This is a genomic window from Psychromonas sp. psych-6C06 (assembly GCF_002835465.1).
In the GTDB taxonomy this organism is placed as follows: domain Bacteria; phylum Pseudomonadota; class Gammaproteobacteria; order Enterobacterales; family Psychromonadaceae; genus Psychromonas.
On sequence record NZ_PIZM01000015.1, the window covers coordinates 32166 to 49920 of the forward strand.

At 40.0% G+C, this 17755-nt stretch carries 15 protein-coding genes; 12 read left to right on the top strand and 3 right to left on the bottom strand.

Annotated elements, in window-relative coordinates; translation table 11 throughout:
• Positions 1–2: 2 nt before the first annotated feature.
• The 9 genes from rpoC to tuf all read left to right on the top strand — a co-directional run bounded on the left by rpoC (position 3) and on the right by tuf (position 10835).
• Complete coding sequence (gene rpoC, locus CW745_RS15785) at positions 3–4223, top strand: DNA-directed RNA polymerase subunit beta' (RefSeq protein ID WP_101109665.1); 4221 nt, start codon at positions 3–5, stop codon at positions 4221–4223.
• Between the two features lie 487 nt (positions 4224–4710).
• Positions 4711–5112 carry a RidA family protein gene (locus CW745_RS15790; RefSeq protein WP_101109666.1) on the top strand — a complete coding sequence of 134 codons (402 nt, stop codon included), beginning with the start codon at positions 4711–4713 and terminating at the stop codon, positions 5110–5112.
• Positions 5113–5517, top strand: a complete 405-nt coding sequence (gene tusD / locus CW745_RS15795; protein WP_101109667.1) for a sulfurtransferase complex subunit TusD — start codon at positions 5113–5115, stop codon at positions 5515–5517.
• Positions 5514–5876 carry a sulfurtransferase complex subunit TusC gene (gene tusC / locus CW745_RS15800; RefSeq protein ID WP_101109668.1) on the top strand — a complete coding sequence of 121 codons (363 nt, stop codon included), beginning with the start codon at positions 5514–5516 and terminating at the stop codon, positions 5874–5876. Before tusD ends, tusC begins: the two co-directional genes overlap by 4 nt.
• 1 nt (position 5877) lies before the next feature.
• Positions 5878–6171 (top strand): sulfurtransferase complex subunit TusB, encoded by a 294-nt coding sequence (gene tusB / locus CW745_RS15805; RefSeq protein ID WP_101109669.1) that lies wholly within the window; start codon positions 5878–5880, stop codon positions 6169–6171.
• A gap of 310 nt (positions 6172–6481) precedes the next feature.
• Positions 6482–6856 (top strand): 30S ribosomal protein S12, encoded by a 375-nt coding sequence (rpsL, locus tag CW745_RS15810; RefSeq protein ID WP_101109670.1) that lies wholly within the window; start codon positions 6482–6484, stop codon positions 6854–6856.
• 84 nt (positions 6857–6940) lie between these two features.
• Positions 6941–7411: a 30S ribosomal protein S7 gene (gene rpsG, locus CW745_RS15815; protein ID WP_101109671.1), complete on the top strand. Its 471-nt coding sequence runs from the start codon at positions 6941–6943 to the stop codon at positions 7409–7411.
• Positions 7412–7482: 71 nt separating this feature from the next.
• Positions 7483–9576, top strand: coding sequence for an elongation factor G (gene fusA, locus CW745_RS15820; RefSeq protein ID WP_101109672.1), 2094 nt, complete (start codon positions 7483–7485; stop codon positions 9574–9576).
• Positions 9577–9650: 74 nt separating this feature from the next.
• Entirely contained in the window at positions 9651–10835 is a 1185-nt protein-coding gene (gene tuf, locus CW745_RS15825; RefSeq protein ID WP_101109673.1) for an elongation factor Tu, read from the top strand.
• A gap of 235 nt (positions 10836–11070) precedes the next feature.
• Here the strand turns inward: tuf and CW745_RS15835 are convergent, their stop codons facing one another.
• Entirely contained in the window at positions 11071–11778 is a 708-nt protein-coding gene (locus CW745_RS15835) for a tRNA-uridine aminocarboxypropyltransferase (RefSeq protein ID WP_101109675.1), read from the bottom strand.
• A gap of 41 nt (positions 11779–11819) precedes the next feature.
• Here CW745_RS15835 and CW745_RS15840 point away from each other — a divergent pair, with 41 nt between their 5' ends.
• Positions 11820–13733 carry an ATP-dependent DNA helicase RecQ gene (locus CW745_RS15840; protein ID WP_101109676.1) on the top strand — a complete coding sequence of 638 codons (1914 nt, stop codon included), beginning with the start codon at positions 11820–11822 and terminating at the stop codon, positions 13731–13733.
• 25 nt (positions 13734–13758) lie between these two features.
• On the opposite strand, the gene CW745_RS15845 is transcribed toward CW745_RS15840, so the two are convergent.
• Complete coding sequence (locus tag CW745_RS15845) at positions 13759–14394, bottom strand: alternative oxidase (protein WP_101109677.1); 636 nt, start codon at positions 14392–14394, stop codon at positions 13759–13761.
• Positions 14395–14712: 318 nt separating this feature from the next.
• On the opposite strand from CW745_RS15845, the gene ansA reads away from it, so the two are divergent.
• Positions 14713–15717 carry an asparaginase gene (ansA, locus tag CW745_RS15850; RefSeq protein ID WP_101109678.1) on the top strand — a complete coding sequence of 335 codons (1005 nt, stop codon included), beginning with the start codon at positions 14713–14715 and terminating at the stop codon, positions 15715–15717.
• Between the two features lie 22 nt (positions 15718–15739).
• On the opposite strand, the gene CW745_RS15855 is transcribed toward ansA, so the two are convergent.
• Positions 15740–16561: a transporter substrate-binding domain-containing protein gene (locus CW745_RS15855; protein WP_101109679.1), complete on the bottom strand. Its 822-nt coding sequence runs from the start codon at positions 16559–16561 to the stop codon at positions 15740–15742.
• Positions 16562–16738: 177 nt separating this feature from the next.
• Between CW745_RS15855 and CW745_RS15860 the strand changes: the two genes are divergently transcribed.
• Complete coding sequence (locus CW745_RS15860) at positions 16739–17332, top strand: hypothetical protein (protein WP_101109680.1); 594 nt, start codon at positions 16739–16741, stop codon at positions 17330–17332.
• Positions 17333–17755 lie beyond the last annotated feature (423 nt).

Sequence of the window (17755 nt, forward strand, 5' to 3'; positions counted from 1 at the left end):
GCGTGAAAGACTTACTTAAGTTTTTAAAGCAACAAAATAAAACCAAAGAGTTTGATGGAATTAAAATTGGTTTGGCCTCTCCAGAGCAGATCCGTTCGTGGTCATTTGGTGAAGTTAAGAAGCCTGAAACTATCAACTACCGTACATTTAAACCTGAGCGTGAAGGTCTATTCTGTGCGCGTATCTTTGGTCCAATCAAAGATTACGAATGTTTATGTGGTAAATACAAGCGCCTAAAACATCGTGGTGTTATCTGTGAAAAATGTGGTGTTGAGGTAACTCAATCTAAAGTACGTCGTGATCGTATGGGTCATATCGAACTTGCATCGCCAGTGGCGCACATTTGGTTCCTTAAATCACTTCCGTCTCGTATCGGCCTAATGCTTGATATGACGTTACGTGATATCGAACGTATCCTTTACTTTGAATCTTTCGTGGTTGTTGAGCCAGGCATGACAGATCTTGAGCGTCGTCAAATTCTTCTTGAAGAAGAATACCTAGACATGCTTGAACAGTGGGGCGATGAGTTTGAAGCGTTAATGGGCGCAGAAGCCGTATTTGCATTGCTTAAACAGCTTGATCTTGAGCATGAAATTGCTGAGATGCGTGAAGAGCTTGGTACAACTAACTCTGAAACTAAACGTAAAAAATTAACTAAGCGTCTGAAATTGGTTGAGTCTTTCCACCAATCTTCAAACAAACCAGAGTGGATGATTTTAACAGTACTACCTGTACTTCCACCTGATTTACGTCCTCTAGTACCACTAGATGGCGGACGTTTTGCAACATCTGACTTAAATGACCTATACCGTCGTGTTATTAACCGTAATAACCGTCTAAAACGTCTGTTAGACCTAGCTGCACCAGACATCATCGTACGTAATGAAAAACGTATGTTACAAGAGTCTGTAGATGCACTATTAGATAATGGTCGTCGTGGTCGTGCTATCACTGGTTCTAACAAGCGTCCTCTTAAATCGCTTGCAGATATGATCAAAGGTAAGCAAGGTCGTTTCCGTCAAAACTTACTAGGTAAACGTGTAGATTACTCTGGCCGTTCTGTAATCACAGTAGGTCCAACACTACGTTTACACCAATGTGGTCTTCCTAAGAAGATGGCACTTGAGCTATTCAAGCCATTTGTTTACGGAAAACTAGAAGCATTAGGTCTTGCAACAACGATTAAAGCAGCTAAGAAATTAGTTGACCGTGAAGGCGGTGAAGTTTGGGATATCCTAGAAAGTGTTATCCGTGAACATCCAGTGCTACTTAACCGTGCACCAACACTTCACAGATTGGGTATCCAAGCATTCGAACCTGTACTTATCGAAGGTAAAGCGATTCAGCTTCACCCGTTAGTATGTGCGGCATATAACGCCGATTTCGATGGTGACCAAATGGCGGTACACGTACCGTTAACAATCGAAGCACAGCTTGAAGCACGTACTTTGATGATGTCTACGAATAACATCCTTTCACCTGCAAATGGTGAGCCGATTATCGTACCATCACAAGACGTTGTACTAGGTCTTTACTACATGACGCGTTCGAAAATTAACGCGAAGGGTGAAGGCATGTGGTTCCAGAGTGCAAAGGAAGTTGAAAAAGCTTACCGTGCGCGTGCTGTGGACTTACAAGCAATCGTTAAAGTACGTATGACGCAAACACATATTGCTGATGATAAATCACGTACTCAAACAACTGAAATTGTTGAAACGACTGTAGGTCGTGCGATCCTATCTTTAATCATGCCTGAAGGTCTTCCTTTCGCGCATGTAGATTTAGATATGGGTAAAAAAGCAATCTCTAACGTACTAAATGCTTGTTACCGTTTATTAGGTATTAAAGATACCGTTATTTTTGCTGACCAATTAATGTATACCGGTTTTGAATACGCAACATTGTCAGGTGCCTCTGTAGGTATCGACGATATGGTTATTCCTGACGCGAAGAAAAAATTAGTTGATGAAGCTGAAGAGCAAGTTTCTGAAATTTACGAGCAATTCCAAGCTGGTCTTGTAACAGCCGGTGAGCGCTACAACAAAGTGATCGATATTTGGGCAAGTACCAATGATCAAGTTGCAAAAGCGATGATGGATAACTTGTCTACAGATGAAGTTGAAAATGCGCAAGGCGAATACGTTGAACAGAAATCATTCAACAGTGTTTACATGATGGCCGACTCAGGCGCACGTGGTAGCCCTGCACAGATTCGTCAGCTAGCTGGTATGCGTGGTCTAATGGCTAAGCCAGATGGCTCAATCATCGAAACGCCTATCGTAGCGAACTTCCGTGAAGGTCTAAACGTACTTCAGTACTTCATCTCAACGCATGGTGCACGTAAAGGTCTAGCCGATACCGCACTTAAAACAGCAAACTCGGGTTACCTAACTCGTCGTCTTGTTGATATTGCACAAGATTTAGTTATCACAGAAGAAGATTGTGGCAGTACAGAAGGCCTATTAGTAACACCGCTTATCCAAGGTGGTGATATTGTTGAGCCGTTACGTGAACGTGTACTTGGTCGTGTTGTTGCTCAGGATGTCATTAAGCCTGGCACTAAAGATGAAGTATTACTTGCGCGAAATACATTACTTGACGAAAAACTGTGTGATCTTATTGAAGAGTGTTCAGTAGACCAAATCTGGGTACGTTCTGTTATTACTTGTAATACAGACTTTGGTGCCTGTGCTGCATGTTACGGTCGTGACTTGGCACGTGGTCATGTTGTTGGTCAAGGTGAAGCAATCGGTGTTATGGCTGCGCAGTCAATTGGTGAGCCGGGTACACAGCTTACAATGCGTACGTTCCATATCGGTGGTGCTGCATCGCGTGCTGCTTCTGAGAACAGTATTCAAGTTAAGAACAGCGGTAAAGTTAAATTACACAATGCTAAATTTGTAATTAACTCAGATGAAAAAGTTGTTGTGACATCTCGTTCAACTGAATTAACGGTTATCGATGAATTAGGTCGTACGAAAGAGAACCATAAACTACCTTACGGTGCGGTTCTTGATAAACAAGATGGTGAAGCGATTACTGCTGGCGAAATTATCGCTAACTGGGACCCGCATACACATCCAATTATTACTGAGGTAGCGGGTAAAATTGAATTCCTAGACTTCGTTGAAGGTATTACCATCAGCAAAGAAACGGATGAATTAACTGGTCTATCTAGTATTGTCATTATCGACCCTGCACAACGTCCAAGTGCTGGTAAAGAGATGCGTCCTACAGCGAAACTAGTTAACGCCGATGGTAGTGATCTGTTTATCCCTGGTACAACGGTTGCTGCGCAATACACGTTACCTTCAAACGCGATTGTTAGCCTCGAAGATGGCGCTGAAGTGAAAGTTGGTGATGCGGTTGCACGTATTCCACAAGAAAGCTCGAAAACACGTGATATTACCGGTGGTCTACCACGTGTTGCTGACTTGTTCGAAGCACGTATTCCAAAAGATGCTGCGATTCTTGCTGAAGTATCAGGTACGCTTTCATTTGGTAAAGAAACCAAAGGTAAAGTACGCTTAGTGATTACTCAAGCTGATGGTAATACTTATGAAGAGATGATTCCTAAATGGCGTCACCTAAACATCTTCGAAGGTGAGAAGATAGAAAAAGGTGAGGTTATCTCGGATGGTCCTGAGTCTCCGCATGATATCTTACGTTTACGTGGTATTAGCCCAGTAGCTAACTACATCACTAACGAAGTACAAGAAGTTTACCGTTTACAAGGCGTAAAAATTAATGATAAGCATATTGAAGTTATCGTTAATCAAATGCTACGTAAAGGTCTCATCACTGATGCTGGTGACTCTAACTTCTTAGTTGGCGAACAGGCTGAAGTGGTACGTGTTATCATTGAAAACCGTCGTCTTGAAGCGGAAGGTAAAGTACCTGCTAAGTTTGAATACCAACTGCTCGGTATTACCAAAGCATCACTAGCAACTGAATCATTTATTTCAGCTGCATCTTTCCAAGAAACAACACGTGTTCTTACGGAAGCTGCTGTTGCTGGTAAGTGTGACAAACTACACGGTCTTAAAGAGAACGTTATTGTTGGTCGTCTGATTCCTGCTGGTACTGGTTTTGCTCATCATAAAGCGCGTGCTGCTGAAAAAGCAAAAGCACTTGAGCCAATGGTTGAAGAGCCAGTTGTAGATGTAGATGCTGCTGAGCAAAACTTAGCAGATCTATTAAACGCGGTTGATTTCGGTGAATAAATAAGAATCGGCTATAAAATTACTTACTCTTTTGATATTTAAAATAATCAGTTAGTTAAGATTTTTTGAAATCAATTTAGAGTAAGTTAATTTGTAACGATTCAGAATCGGCTTCAAGGTTACTTGCTCTTTTGTTTTCAAATAACCATTGTTTAAGGTTTTTTGAAAACAGCTTAGGAAAAGTTATCTTGTAACGATTAAGAGTCGGCTTCAAGGTTACTTGCTCTTTTGTTTTCAAATAACTATTGTTTAAGGTTTTTTGAAAACAGCTTAGGAAAAGTTATCTTGTAACAACTCAGAGTCGGCTTTGAAACTACTTTGTAGTGATTAGCAAGGCAATCAAACAGACGTTTAAATAAAAAGGTGCTTCGGCACCTTTTTTGTTACCTGTAGAAAAACTATCGCTCAAAATGTATATTTCTCCTTGAAAAATAAGAAAAATGTATCAAACTTGATCTCAGTAACCACATAATAAAAAGAGGTTTATATGAGCACTAAAAAAATTATATCTACACCTAATGCACCATCAGCAATCGGCCCTTATTCACAAGCAAACCAAATCGGCAATCTTGTTTTTACTTCTGGACAAATTCCACTTGATCCTAAAACGATGGAAATAGTAGAAGGTGGAATTGAAGAGCAAACGGAACAAGTAATGAAAAATTTATTTGCGGTATTACATAAAGCAAGGGCTGCTGCTGCAACTATCGTTAAAACAACTTGTTATTTAAAAGATATGAATGACTTTGCTGTTTTTAATGAAATCTATGGCAAGTATTTCCCTGATTTTGAACCGGCACGCTCATGTGTCGAGGTTGCTCGTTTACCTAAGGATGTTTTGGTCGAAGTTGAAGCAGTTGCGGTTACGCCTTTAAAAGAGTTTGAATAGGTGAGTAAACAATCAACTAAAATTGCAGTGCTTGTATCAAGTGCTCCCTATGGTTCACAAGGTTCAGCCACTGCATATCAATTTTGTGTTTCTGCCCTACAGGCTGGCCATGAAATCGTTGGTGTGTTTTTTTATCAAGAGGGAGTACTCAATGCAAATCAGCTGGTGAGCCCTAGTACTGATGAAGTCAATTTGCCAGACTTTTGGGCTAAATTAGCGATCCAGTCCAATTTCCCTTTAGAGGTCTGTGTTTCCGCTTCTCTTCGTCGTGGCGTCGTAAATCAAGTTGAAGCAGATCAACTTTCCCTTGAGCAGTTTAATTTAAAACCCCCCTTTACATTGAGTGGGCTAGGGCAACTGGCTGAACTTAGTGCTGGTGCTGATAGGTTGGTGCAATTTCGATGAAAGAAAAAAAAATTGGTATTATTAATCGTTGTTTACCACATGGTAGCTCACAGGGGAGAGAGTCTCTAGACTTAACCCTCGCTATGTCTGCTTTTAATGAATCATTATCCTTGTTTTTTATCGATGATGGCGTTTATCAATTACTAGATGGGCATAACACAAGCGATACACTACAAAAACATTATCAGCCCCTTTTCAAAATGTTAGAGCTGTATGATGTTGAAAATATCTATGTGTGTCAGGATTCATTATGGAAGCGCGAACTAGCATTTTCAGACCTGATCATTGACGTTACCGTGGTAGATACGCAACAAATCAAAACTAAACTTGCTTTACAAGACCAAATACTGAGCTTTTAACATGTCTATATTACACACCATTAATACCTCTCCTTTCCAAACCCATGCGTTACAGCAATGTTTAAGCCTTTTTTCTGAACAAGATAGTTTACTATTGATAGAAGATGCTGTGATTGCAGTTCAAGCAAAACATTCTTTGTTTGCACAATTGCAAAGAATTGATCAAGCGGGTCGCTTAATGGTACTAACTTCAGATTTAGAAGCGCGAGGCATTGAAAATAAAATTGGTAAAAGTTGTAGTTACACTGATTTTGTTGATCTAATCGTTAGCCATAATAGTCAAATGGCGTGGTGATAAATACAAGCTGTCAGTTTTTTTCTTTCAGCTCTCAGTAAGTTCAAAAGCATCTTCCAACTAATTCTCTCGATGTATAAGTTACTACTTTCAGAAACTCAATATTGCTAGCTACACAAATCAACCCACGATTGAATTCATAGAAAGTGAATTTTTCTTTTACTAGCAGCTAATAGCCTTCCCTTATGATTTTTCTGTGAGCGAAAACACAATTGCTTAATTATTGACTCCCCTTTTCAAGCAGCGTAAACTCTCGCCACCCTAAATTTTAGGGTTTGATTTTTCACACACAACTAGGAGCTATTTAATAATGGCAACAATTTCACAATTGGTACGCAAACCGCGTAAGGACAAAGTTCAAAAAACTAATGTTCCTGCGTTAGAAGCGTGTCCACAAAAACGTGGTGTATGTACTCGTGTATATACTACTACTCCAAAAAAACCTAACTCAGCAATGCGTAAAGTTGCTCGTGTTCGTCTAACTAACGGTTTCGAAGTAACTTCGTACATCGGTGGTGAAGGCCATAACTTGCAAGAGCATAGTGTAATCTTGATCCGTGGCGGTCGTGTAAAAGATTTACCGGGTGTTCGTTACCATACTGTACGTGGTGCACTTGATACTTCAGGTGTTGCAGATCGTCGTAAAGGTCGTTCTAAATACGGTGCTAAAAAGCCTAAGTCTTAAGACTATCCGTAAGTAAGGCCAAACAAACACTATTTTAATTTAATATGTTTTGGGTAAAATCCTGAAGCGCACGGAGATAATAAGATGCCAAGAAGACGCGTCATAGCTACTCGTAAAGTACTTCCAGATCCTAAGTTCGGATCGGAAATCCTTGCAAAATTCGTTAACGTTGTAATGGTTGACGGTAAAAAATCAGTTGCAGAAAAAATCGTTTACGGTGCACTAGATACAGCTTCACAAAAAGCTGAAAAAGAAGCACTAGACCTTTTTGAAGTAGCACTAGAAAACATCCGCCCAAGCGTAGAGGTTAAATCTCGTCGTGTTGGTGGTTCAACATACCAAGTTCCTGTAGAAGTTCGCCCTTCTCGTCGTAATGCTTTAGCAATGCGTTGGTTAGTTGAAGCTTCTCGTAAGCGTGGTGAAAAATCAATGGCATTACGTCTAGCTGGTGAGCTAGTTGATGCAGCAGATAACAAAGGTTCTGCGGTTAAGAAACGTGAAGACGTTCACCGCATGGCTGACGCTAACAAAGCGTTTGCTCACTACCGTTGGTAGGATCTTAACGCAAGCTTTTGCTTGCGTTTTTTGCTTTAAAAAAATTATAGTTAGTATTAAAGGACATCAGATTGGCACGTACAACAGCTATTGAGCAATACCGTAATATCGGCATTGTTGCGCATGTCGATGCGGGAAAAACAACAACGACTGAACGTATTTTGTTCTACACCGGCATATCTCACCGAATGGGTGAGGTACATGACGGTGCAGCAACAATGGACTGGATGGAGCAGGAGCAGGAGCGTGGTATCACTATCACATCTGCTGCAACGACGACATTCTGGTCTGGTATGGAAGGTCAGTTTGACAAGCATCGTATTAATATCATCGACACACCGGGACATGTTGACTTCACCATTGAAGTTGAACGTTCCTTACGTGTACTTGATGGCGCAGTGGTTGTATTTTGTGGCTCATCGGGTGTAGAGCCTCAATCAGAAACTGTTTGGCGTCAAGCGAACAAATACCACGTTCCACGTATTGTATTTGTGAACAAGATGGATAGAACCGGTGCTGATTTTGAAGCAGTTGTAGAACAAATTCGTGAACGCTTAGGCGCCACTTGTGTTCCAATTCATTTGAATGTGGGCACAGAGGAAGACTTTAGCGGTGTGATTGATCTCATCAAAATGAAGTTAATCAACTGGACTGACGCAGACCAAGGCATGACGTTTGAATATCACGATATTCCAGACGACTTAGTTGAGCGAGCGCAAGAACTGCACGAAGAGATTGTTGATACAGCTGCAGAAGCAAACGATGAACTGATGGAAAAGTACCTTGAAGAAGGTGAACTTTCTGTCGAAGAGATCAAACAGGGCTTACGTATTCGTACGTTAAGCAATGAAATTGTACTAGCGACCTGCGGTAGCGCCTTTAAAAATAAAGGTGTGCAAGCAGTACTAGATGCAGTGATTGATTTCTTGCCTTCTCCAATTGAAGTTGAAGCCATTAAAGGCATCGACGAAAAAGAGAATGAAGTCGCATGTCCTGCTGACGATAACGCACCCTTTGCAGCGCTTGCATTTAAAATTGCAACGGACCCATTCGTAGGTACGTTGACATTTATGCGCGTTTATTCAGGTGTTGTTAATTCAGGTGATCATGTTTATAACTCAGTAAAACAAAAGCGTGAGCGTTTTGGCCGTATCGTTCAGATGCACGCCAATGACCGTCAAGAGATCAAAGAGGTGCGCGCTGGCGATATCGCTGCTGCAATCGGCCTTAAAGATGTTACGACGGGTGACACGCTATGTAATGCTGATCATAAAGTGATTCTTGAGCGTATGGACTTTCCTGAGCCAGTGATTCAGATTGCAGTTGAACCTCGAACGAAGGTTGACCAAGATAAACTGACCATTGCGCTTGAAAAGTTAGCAGCAGAAGATCCTTCTTTTCGTGTTGAAACGAATGAAGAATCTGGACAAATACTACTCTCTGGCATGGGTGAGCTTCACCTAGATATTATCGTAGATCGTATGCGCCGTGAGTTTAGTGTTAACTGTAACGTGGGTAATCCTCAAGTTGCATACCGAGAAGCCATCCGTAAAACGGTTGAAATTGAAGGTAAATTTATTCGTCAAGGTGAAGGGCCGAGCCAATATGGCCACGTCATCTTGAAGCTTGAACCGCTTGAAGCGGGCGCAGGTTTTGAATTTGTTAATGAAGTCACAAATGGTTGTATTCCTAAAGAGTACTTTCCGGCGATTAGCAAAGGCTGTGAAGAACAAATGAACCAAGGTGTGTTAGCGGGTTATCCGATGCTTGATATTCGTGCAACGCTGATTGGTGGTTCATTCCACGAAACAGATTCACAAGAGATGTCATTCAAAGTAGCTGCTATGTTAGGTTTTAGAGACGGAGCATTAAAAGCTGATGCAACCATCCTTGAGCCTGTCATGAAAGTTGAAATCACTACACCAGAAGACTGGATGGGTGATGTTGTGGGCGACCTAAATCGTCGTCGTGGTATGATTGAAGGTATGGACGAAGGCCCTGGTGGTGTTAAAATCGTGCATGCTAAAGTACCGCTTGCTGAAATGTTTGGTTATGCGACCTCATTACGCTCAGCAACACAAGGCCGTGCTTCCTATTCTATGGAATTTTTAGAATATGGTGATGCGCCTAAAAAAATAGCTAACGCAATTATTGAAGCGAAATAAAAAATAAACTAAACTATCGCCTTTCCATGTGATGGCACGTGGAGAGGTATTAACTGAAAAAGAAGGTACACACTGTGTCTAAAGAAAAATTTGAACGTAATAAACCGCACGTAAACGTTGGTACAATCGGCCACGTCGACCACGGTAAAACAACTCTAACTGCTGCTATCACTAACGTACTTGCAAAAGTAAACGGCGGTGAAGCAAAAGACTTCGCATCAATCGATAACGCTCCAGAAGAGCGTGAGCGTGGTATCACAATCTCAACTTCTCACGTTGAGTACGATACTGAAACTCGTCACTACGCACACGTAGACTGTCCTGGACATGCCGATTACGTTAAAAACATGATCACTGGTGCTGCACAAATGGATGGTGGTATCCTAGTTGTTGCTGCAACAGACGGTCCTATGCCTCAAACTCGTGAGCACATCCTACTTTCTCGTCAAGTTGGTGTTCCACACTTAGTTGTTTTCATGAACAAATGTGACATGGTTGACGACGAAGAGCTTCTTGAGCTAGTAGAAATGGAAGTTCGTGAACTTCTTTCTGAATACGATTTCCCAGGTGATGACTTACCAGTAATCCAAGGTTCAGCTCTTAAAGCGCTTGAAGGCGAAAAAGAGTGGGAAGACAAAATCGTTGAGCTTGCTGCTGCACTAGACGCATACATCCCGCTTCCAGAGCGTGACATCGATAAGCCATTCATCCTACCAATTGAAGATGTATTCTCAATTTCAGGTCGTGGTACTGTTGTTACTGGTCGTGTTGAGCGTGGTATCATCAAAGTTGGTGAAGAGATTGAAATCATCGGTCTTAAAGATACTACTAAAACTACATGTACTGGTGTTGAGATGTTCCGTAAACTTCTTGACGAAGGTCGTGCTGGTGAGAACGTTGGTGTTCTTCTACGTGGTACTAAGCGTGATGAGATCGAACGTGGTCAAGTTCTAGCTAAGCCTGGTTCAATTACTCCTCATACTAAATTTGAGTCTGAAGTATACGTACTAAGCAAAGATGAGGGTGGTCGTCACACTCCTTTCTTCAAAGGTTACCGTCCACAGTTCTACTTCCGTACAACTGACATCACTGGTGCTGTAGAGCTTCCAGAAGGTGTTGAAATGGTAATGCCTGGTGATAACCTTAAATTCGTTGTTGAGCTAATCGCTCCAATCGCAATGGATGAAGGTCTACGTTTCGCTATCCGTGAAGGTGGCCGTACTGTAGGTGCTGGTGTTGTTTCTACAATCATCGACTAATATTTAAACCTTTAGGTTTAAATATATGAAAGAGCGCTTAGGCGCTCTTTTTTTATGTCTAAAAGAAAGTGAGAATGCTGGAATGCTGGAATGCCTCAAGCCCTCAGCTTTTAAGCCTTCAGCTTTTAAGCCTTCAGCTTTTAAGCCTTCAAGCCTTCAAGCCCTCAAGCCCTCAAGCCTTCAAGCTTTCAATCCTTCAATCCTTCAGCCTTCGATCTTTCAGCTTTTAATCCTTTTAGCTTTTCAACTTATAATAGCTTGCATCTTCTGGTAGTTGCTTTCGTTCTTTACCCAATAGGTAGTTCTCTTTAAACACATCAAACAATAATGCTAATTGAGCACTATTTTGTGGTTCGCCAATATAATCTAATGCTAGCGCCGCAACTTCTGCCGTAGCAAGTTGATTATCCTTTACTGCTTTACGGACTAAATAACGTGAAATATTTTCTGGTGAAAATGATAGGACAGGTAAGTTATCTAGGTATGGGCTTTTGCGGAACATCTTTTTTGCTTGTGCCCAACTCCCATCTAACAGGATAAAAAGCGGTTTTTTATCGCCAATATCACTATGTTGTGAGCTGATAACACGTTCTGCTTGGCAATATTCAGCTGGGAAAATAATCACTGGTTGCCACTGTGGATCGCGTAATAATGCCAACATTCTCTCGTTAGGTTGCGTGCGTGACCATATAAAAGCATGAGTATCAGGAATAATATCCGCGATTAGTCTTCCAGTATTGCTGGGTTTTAAAATCTCATCGTCATACATCAATAAAAGAAAGGCGCTGTTGGTTTGTACCGTTCGTTTAAACGGGCAAATACATAAGTAAGGAAGTAACATACAATGAATGCATCGTGAAATGCGACCTCCTCGTGCTAGAAAAGGGCGTGTAGATTCACTTAAACGTTGTTCATAAAGTTTATGCAGTGCATGAGTTCTCATGGTGTTATCATCTCAATTGTATTTCTTCTTAGGGTAAAACAATGGAAAACTTATTACAGCAATATTTTGGCTTTAATACCTTTCGTGCCGGACAAAAACCAGTAATTGAGGCGTTATTGAATGGCGAGAGTGCCGTTGCTATTTTCCCTACGGGGTCGGGAAAAAGTTTATGTTATCAATTACCCGCATTACAATTGGCGCATCTTACCGTTGTTGTTTCACCCCTATTAGCTTTAATACAAGATCAGCTCAATTTTCTACACAGTAAGGGGATTGCTGCTGCTAGTATTCAGTCAATGCAAAGCGCATCTGAATCTTCAGCGGTGTATAGCGCTTTAAGCAGAGGCGAGATAAAAATATTGTTTATCTCGGTAGAGCGTTTGAACAATGAACGATTTCGTCACTTTTTAAAACAGTTACCTATTTCATTACTTGTCGTGGATGAGGCGCACTGTATCTCAGAGTGGGGGCATAATTTTCGCCCGGACTACTTAAAGCTGGCCTTTTATCGCCAAGCTTTTAATATTAAACAGGTATTACTGCTAACGGCGACTGCTACTACGCAGGTGGTTAATGATATGGCGAGTAAGTTTTCAATCGAAAATAAGAATATTACCGTTACCGGATCCTATCGTAGTAATTTGAACCTTGCTGTTATCGGTTCTACCGAAGTAGATAAACTGAATCACCTTACTCCTTGGCTAAAGGCGCGTGCTAATAGCGCTGGAATTATCTATGTGACTTTGCAGAAAACTGCTGAGCGCGTTGCGAGTGCACTTTCACAAAATGGTATTGAAGCGCAAGCGTACCATGCAGGCATGAACAGTGAGCAACGAAACCATATTCAACAACGCTTTATGTCGGGAGAGTTACCTTTAATTGTTGCGACCATTGCATTTGGTATGGGCATCGATAAAAGTGATATTCGTTTTGTTGTCCATTATGACTTGCCTAAGTCGATAGAAAACTATGCTCAAGAGATTGGCAGGGCGGGTAGAGATGGTAAACCCGCCGATTGTTTAGTATTGGCTAATCAAGATAATCTCAATATATTAGAAAACTTTGTTTTCAGTGAAACGCCTGAGCAGACTGCAATTCAACATGTCATCAATCGTATCGCAAGCAGTAGCGAGCAGTGGGAGGTGTTGATGAATAGCTTATCGAGTGAGTCCAATATTCGATTATCTGCCTTAAAAACACTGCTTGTTTACCTTGAACTAGAAGGAGTATTGCAACCTGCCTATAGCTATTATGCGGAGTACAAATTTAAGCTACTCACTACCGAGGCTACGTTGCTTGAGCGCTTTAATAGCGAACGTGTTAAATTTATTAAGGCGATATTTAGCAGTTCAGATACCGCGAGAACGTGGTCGACGGTTAACTTTGATAAGTTAGCAGGTAACTATTCAGCGGATCGTACTCGGGTGATCAATGCCTTAGATTACTTAGATCAGCAGGGACTCATTGAGCTACAAACTAAACAGATGACTCATGTTTATCATGTTGCTAAAGAGATGATTGGCGAACATTTAGTCGCTCACCTCACGAAAAGATTCAGCGATAAAGAGAAAAGTGAGATAGATAGGATCCATTTTTTGCTTAATTTCTTTGCTAATAATTGCTGTTTAAATTTGCAATTAGCTAACTATTTTTCAGATGATAATCTCACCCAAACATGTGGGCACTGTAGTGTTTGTAAAGGAGTCATCACTAAACTTCCTGAAGCTCAACCTTTAAAGCCATTAAATGACTTTGACCTAGACGAACTGACTACACCGATTAGGAAAAAACTAGCGGGGCATGACAGCCATACATTGGTTGCTCGTTTTTTATGTGGATTAACAACACCTATTTTTACGCGTTTAAAAGTGCGTAAAATAACTGGTTTTGCGCTGTTAGAGAAGTACCCCTTTGCAGAGGTACTTCAATACCTTGAACAATCGCAACAAAAGTAGGCAGTTAGATGCCAACAGTTTTATTTTATTGTTGGTGTGACGGTAATTGGTCATTTTCAAAGGCATTAGCAAACTCATGGTTGCGATTACGATGTTCGGCTTCATCTTCTCGAATGCGATAAATAACATCCATTAAGCGCGCATCATCGGCTAACTGATAGTATTTTTTGGCTATATCTGGTGCCGCGATATTTTCTACTTCGCCAGAGGCTATTTTATCTAAAAACTCTGTATAGCTGATGCAAGCTTCCTCTTCAAAATAGCCCACTACGCGATGTGCAGTTTTAGAAGAGAGTAAATAAAGTAAGGTATAAACGCCTAAGAAAACCCCTTGCCCTAATAAGACTAATGTTCGTTCAATCCAGGTTGGCTTAGCAATATCGAGAAAGATCATTAAGTGCATGCGTTCATTCTCTGCTTCATCTAACAATTCTCGCACCCAACCTTCGTCATCACGCATTCGTCGTAATGCTTTTAAATGATTAAGCATACCTGCAACCATTCCTGGTACTGCTGCAATAGTTTCTAAAATAACAGCGCGTTTAGCATATTTTTTTCCGTAAAAAATATTAAGTGTGAATTTTAATATCTGTGTAATTTTATAGGCGATATACTCTGATGCTTTACTTGGTGCTTGGTGTGCTAATTCAAAATTTGACATAGCTTGTCTCCATTAAATTAAAAAGTCATTAGGAGTAAGTTAAGCTCTAAATTGATCTAGATCAATACGAGAAGAGGGATTGATAACAGGCATATTTGTTGCTCTTTTAAATGTCTTTTTAATCAAATAATAATATTTAACAAATGGATGCGTATTTCTTGCTCTCGCATCTTATTTGTTAAAAATAAGTGTTGTTATGGCTGGTTTGTTAAGTTTCTTTAACAAAAATAAAATGATGAAAATATATTGATTTAGAGTAAAAAAAATTGTGGTTTGCTTCATACTCTTACTGGGAATCATTACATAGGTAATAACAATATGAAGAAACGCATTTATATCGCTTATACCGGAGGCACAATTGGTATGAAGCCTTCGCAGTCAGGCTTTGTGCCTGTTCCGGGATACTTAACCGAAACGATTGCAAATATGCCTGATTTTTATCATGATGATATGCCTGAGTTTGAAATTAATGAATATATGCCGTTGATAGACTCGGCTAACGTATCGCCACAAATTTGGCATACAATCGCCCTCGATATTCAATCTCGCTATGATGACTTTGATGGTTTTATTGTATTACATGGCACAGATACAATGTCCTATACCGCGTCTGCATTGTCGTTTATTTTTGAGCACCTAAGCAAGCCTATTATTATCACCGGCTCACAAATTCCACTTTCTCAGTTACGCACTGATGCCCGTATTAATCTATTAAACGCTTTATATATTGCAGCTCATCACCCGATCAATGAAGTTTGTCTATTTTTTAATAATTACCTGTTTAGAGGAAACCGAACAACTAAACAATATGCAGATGGTTTTGATGCCTTTGTCTCTCCTAATTATGCGCCACTGCTAGAAGCTGGTATCGAAATAAAAAAATTAAGCAAATTACCAGTAGCAGTGCCTACTGAAGAATTAGTTGTACGTTCAATCGAGGTGCAGTCGATTGCTATTTTACATCTTTTCCCTGGTTTAAATTGGCAAGTGTTAGACAACCTATTAAAAAGTCCCTTAAAAGCACTGGTTTTGCTCACTTATGGCGTGGGTAATGCACAACAAGATAAGCAACTATTAGATACATTAAAACGCGCTAGTGAGCGTGGGATTTTAATTGTTAATTGTAGCCAATGTTTAAAAGGGGCTGTTAATATGCAGGGATATGCCACGGGACATGCTTTGAATGAGGCCGGGGTGATAAGTGGTGGCGATATGACAACAGAAGCAGTGATTGCGAAATTATATTACTTATTGAGTCAATCACTGCCACATCAGGAATTAATTGAGTTTTTTCAATCTGATTTAAGAGGTGAGCTAGGGTAGCCACCCTCTTAAATAAATAATGCTAAGGTAGAAACTCCAACCAGGCTGGATTGCTAAACCATTTATCGTGTAACTGTTTTAGGGAGTTTGATTTAGTTAAATTACGAAGTTGCTCGGATAGTTTATCAGCTAAAAGTGGTTCATTTTTATTAATTGCAATGCCAATTTCTTCAACTGCTAATGGTTTTGGTAAAGTAGTTAATTGTTGGTTAGTATCGCGGATTACAGCAAGTTCACATATTGCGAGGTCTGCCACTAATGCATCGGCTTCTCCGGAACGTAATGCCAAAAGGGCATCCTCATAATGCTTGATGGTCGTTAGCTTGGCTTTATTGAGTCTATCTTTAGCAAGATCTTTACTGGTTGAATTTTCTAAAGCCATGAGGTGAACACTCTTATGGTTAAACCCCGTTGTACCCTTAATATCTTCTAATTTTTCTTTTGTAATTAACAACGATTTTCCAGAGAGCGCGTAAGGTCCAATGAAAGTGATTTTCTTGCTACGCTCTTCACTAAACGAAAAACCAGAAATAATAATGTCTATTTTTTGTTTTGAAAGGGCGTTCATCAACTGATCAAATGGCATTAGTTCAATAACGACTTTAACTTTTAAAGCTTCGCCTAGAATAGTTGCTAGCTCAACATCGTAACCAACAATCATATCTGTATTAGACACAAAATTGAATGGTGGCTGTTCGCCTGACATTCCAACAATTAAAGTTCCTTCTTTGTTGATTCGATCGTAGGTACTGTTTTGTGCATAGCTAATATGACTGAAAATAATAGAAATGAAGAAACTTATAAGAAGCGGTAAAGAAAAAAAAGATCTCAGGTGTTGGCGCATGTTATTCCCTTTAAAAATAAAAATAGCCTAATCGCTATGTTCGGTGTTGTCTATTAAGTAGATGTATAAGTGATAGAACGATCAAACGGTTGAAATTAGAATAATATGTGTTGGTGACTTTTAGTTTATGATTGGTAGTGTTACATATTTGCAGATGAGTTGTAAGGAAAAGGTTAAATGTCATTATATAAGTGTTACATGTTTATAACTTGCATATTATTTACACCACTAAGCTTGGCTGAATGGGTAGATTTTGAAGACTTATCATCTGGTAAGGAGTTTAATTATAAGCCTTATGCATCACAAGAATTTGAATTTAAGGCAAGTAGATACTTTGATGGAGGGACACTCTTCTATTACGACTTTAAAATCGCCGCTAATTTAGGTGATAGTAACCAAAGTGAAAACTTTCTCTCTATCGATATGGGCAGTAATAGTTGCGCTCCTGGTATTTCTATAAAACATAAAGAGCAACTACTATTTGATTTTTACGCTTTCGATATTGGTAAAATATATGATCACGATGGTGAATTTAGCCTTAATCTCCTTGGATTAGACCGTGAAGGTAAAGTTATTGCGGAACAGTTACTGGTTATCTCATCTCCATTATCGCGAATCGAACTTAAAGAAAAGTTTTTTGGGGTACACGAAGTGTTGATTAATGCCGTTTATGTTAATGACATTGATAACAGCGTAGCGCGTTTTGCATTGGATAACATTGATATCAGTCCTAGCAATCATTCACGTAAGCGAAATAAGCTTGCGCTTTAACATATCCTACAGAAACTGTATTTAAAGTTGCAATTTAGCGGATAAAAACATCGCATTGTTTGTTTAATGAGCGAACGAACTTTAATTGTAAATAAAGCCTTGCCAAGGCTTCCTCAATCCCTATAATGCGACCCCACAGACACGGACGGCAACGCAAGTTACCAACCAAGTCCGAAGCAACAAGCTCAATGAGTTTGAGTCATAAAAAACATTTTAAAGTAATTTAAAATAAACGATTGACAAGCTTCAAAGGTAGCGTATTATACGCACCTCGCTGATACGGCCTAGCTGGTAAGCACGCTCTTTAACAATTTAATCAAACAATCTGTGTGAGCATTGATAGTAGATTTCAAAATAGTCCTTCGGGATAAAAAATCAATATCAGTGACACACGAATTAATTCATTAATTCAGAATAACATTG

Excerpts from the sequence above, each read along its gene's own strand:
- CW745_RS15835 (WP_101109675.1), bottom strand. The coding sequence starts at position 11,778 with ATGAGAACTCATGCACTGCATAAACTTTATGAACAACGTTTAAGTGAA.
- CW745_RS15840 (WP_101109676.1), top strand. The coding sequence starts at position 11,820 with ATGGAAAACTTATTACAGCAATATTTTGGCTTTAATACCTTTCGTGCC.
- CW745_RS15790 (WP_101109666.1), top strand. The coding sequence starts at position 4,711 with ATGAGCACTAAAAAAATTATATCTACACCTAATGCACCATCAGCAATC.
- CW745_RS15845 (WP_101109677.1), bottom strand. The coding sequence starts at position 14,394 with ATGTCAAATTTTGAATTAGCACACCAAGCACCAAGTAAAGCATCAGAG.
- tusB (WP_101109669.1), top strand. The coding sequence starts at position 5,878 with ATGTCTATATTACACACCATTAATACCTCTCCTTTCCAAACCCATGCG.
- CW745_RS15855 (WP_101109679.1), bottom strand. The coding sequence starts at position 16,561 with ATGCGCCAACACCTGAGATCTTTTTTTTCTTTACCGCTTCTTATAAGT.
- rpsG (WP_101109671.1), top strand. The coding sequence starts at position 6,941 with ATGCCAAGAAGACGCGTCATAGCTACTCGTAAAGTACTTCCAGATCCT.
- tusC (WP_101109668.1), top strand. The coding sequence starts at position 5,514 with ATGAAAGAAAAAAAAATTGGTATTATTAATCGTTGTTTACCACATGGT.
- rpsL (WP_101109670.1), top strand. The coding sequence starts at position 6,482 with ATGGCAACAATTTCACAATTGGTACGCAAACCGCGTAAGGACAAAGTT.
- CW745_RS15860 (WP_101109680.1), top strand. The coding sequence starts at position 16,739 with ATGTCATTATATAAGTGTTACATGTTTATAACTTGCATATTATTTACA.
- ansA (WP_101109678.1), top strand. The coding sequence starts at position 14,713 with ATGAAGAAACGCATTTATATCGCTTATACCGGAGGCACAATTGGTATG.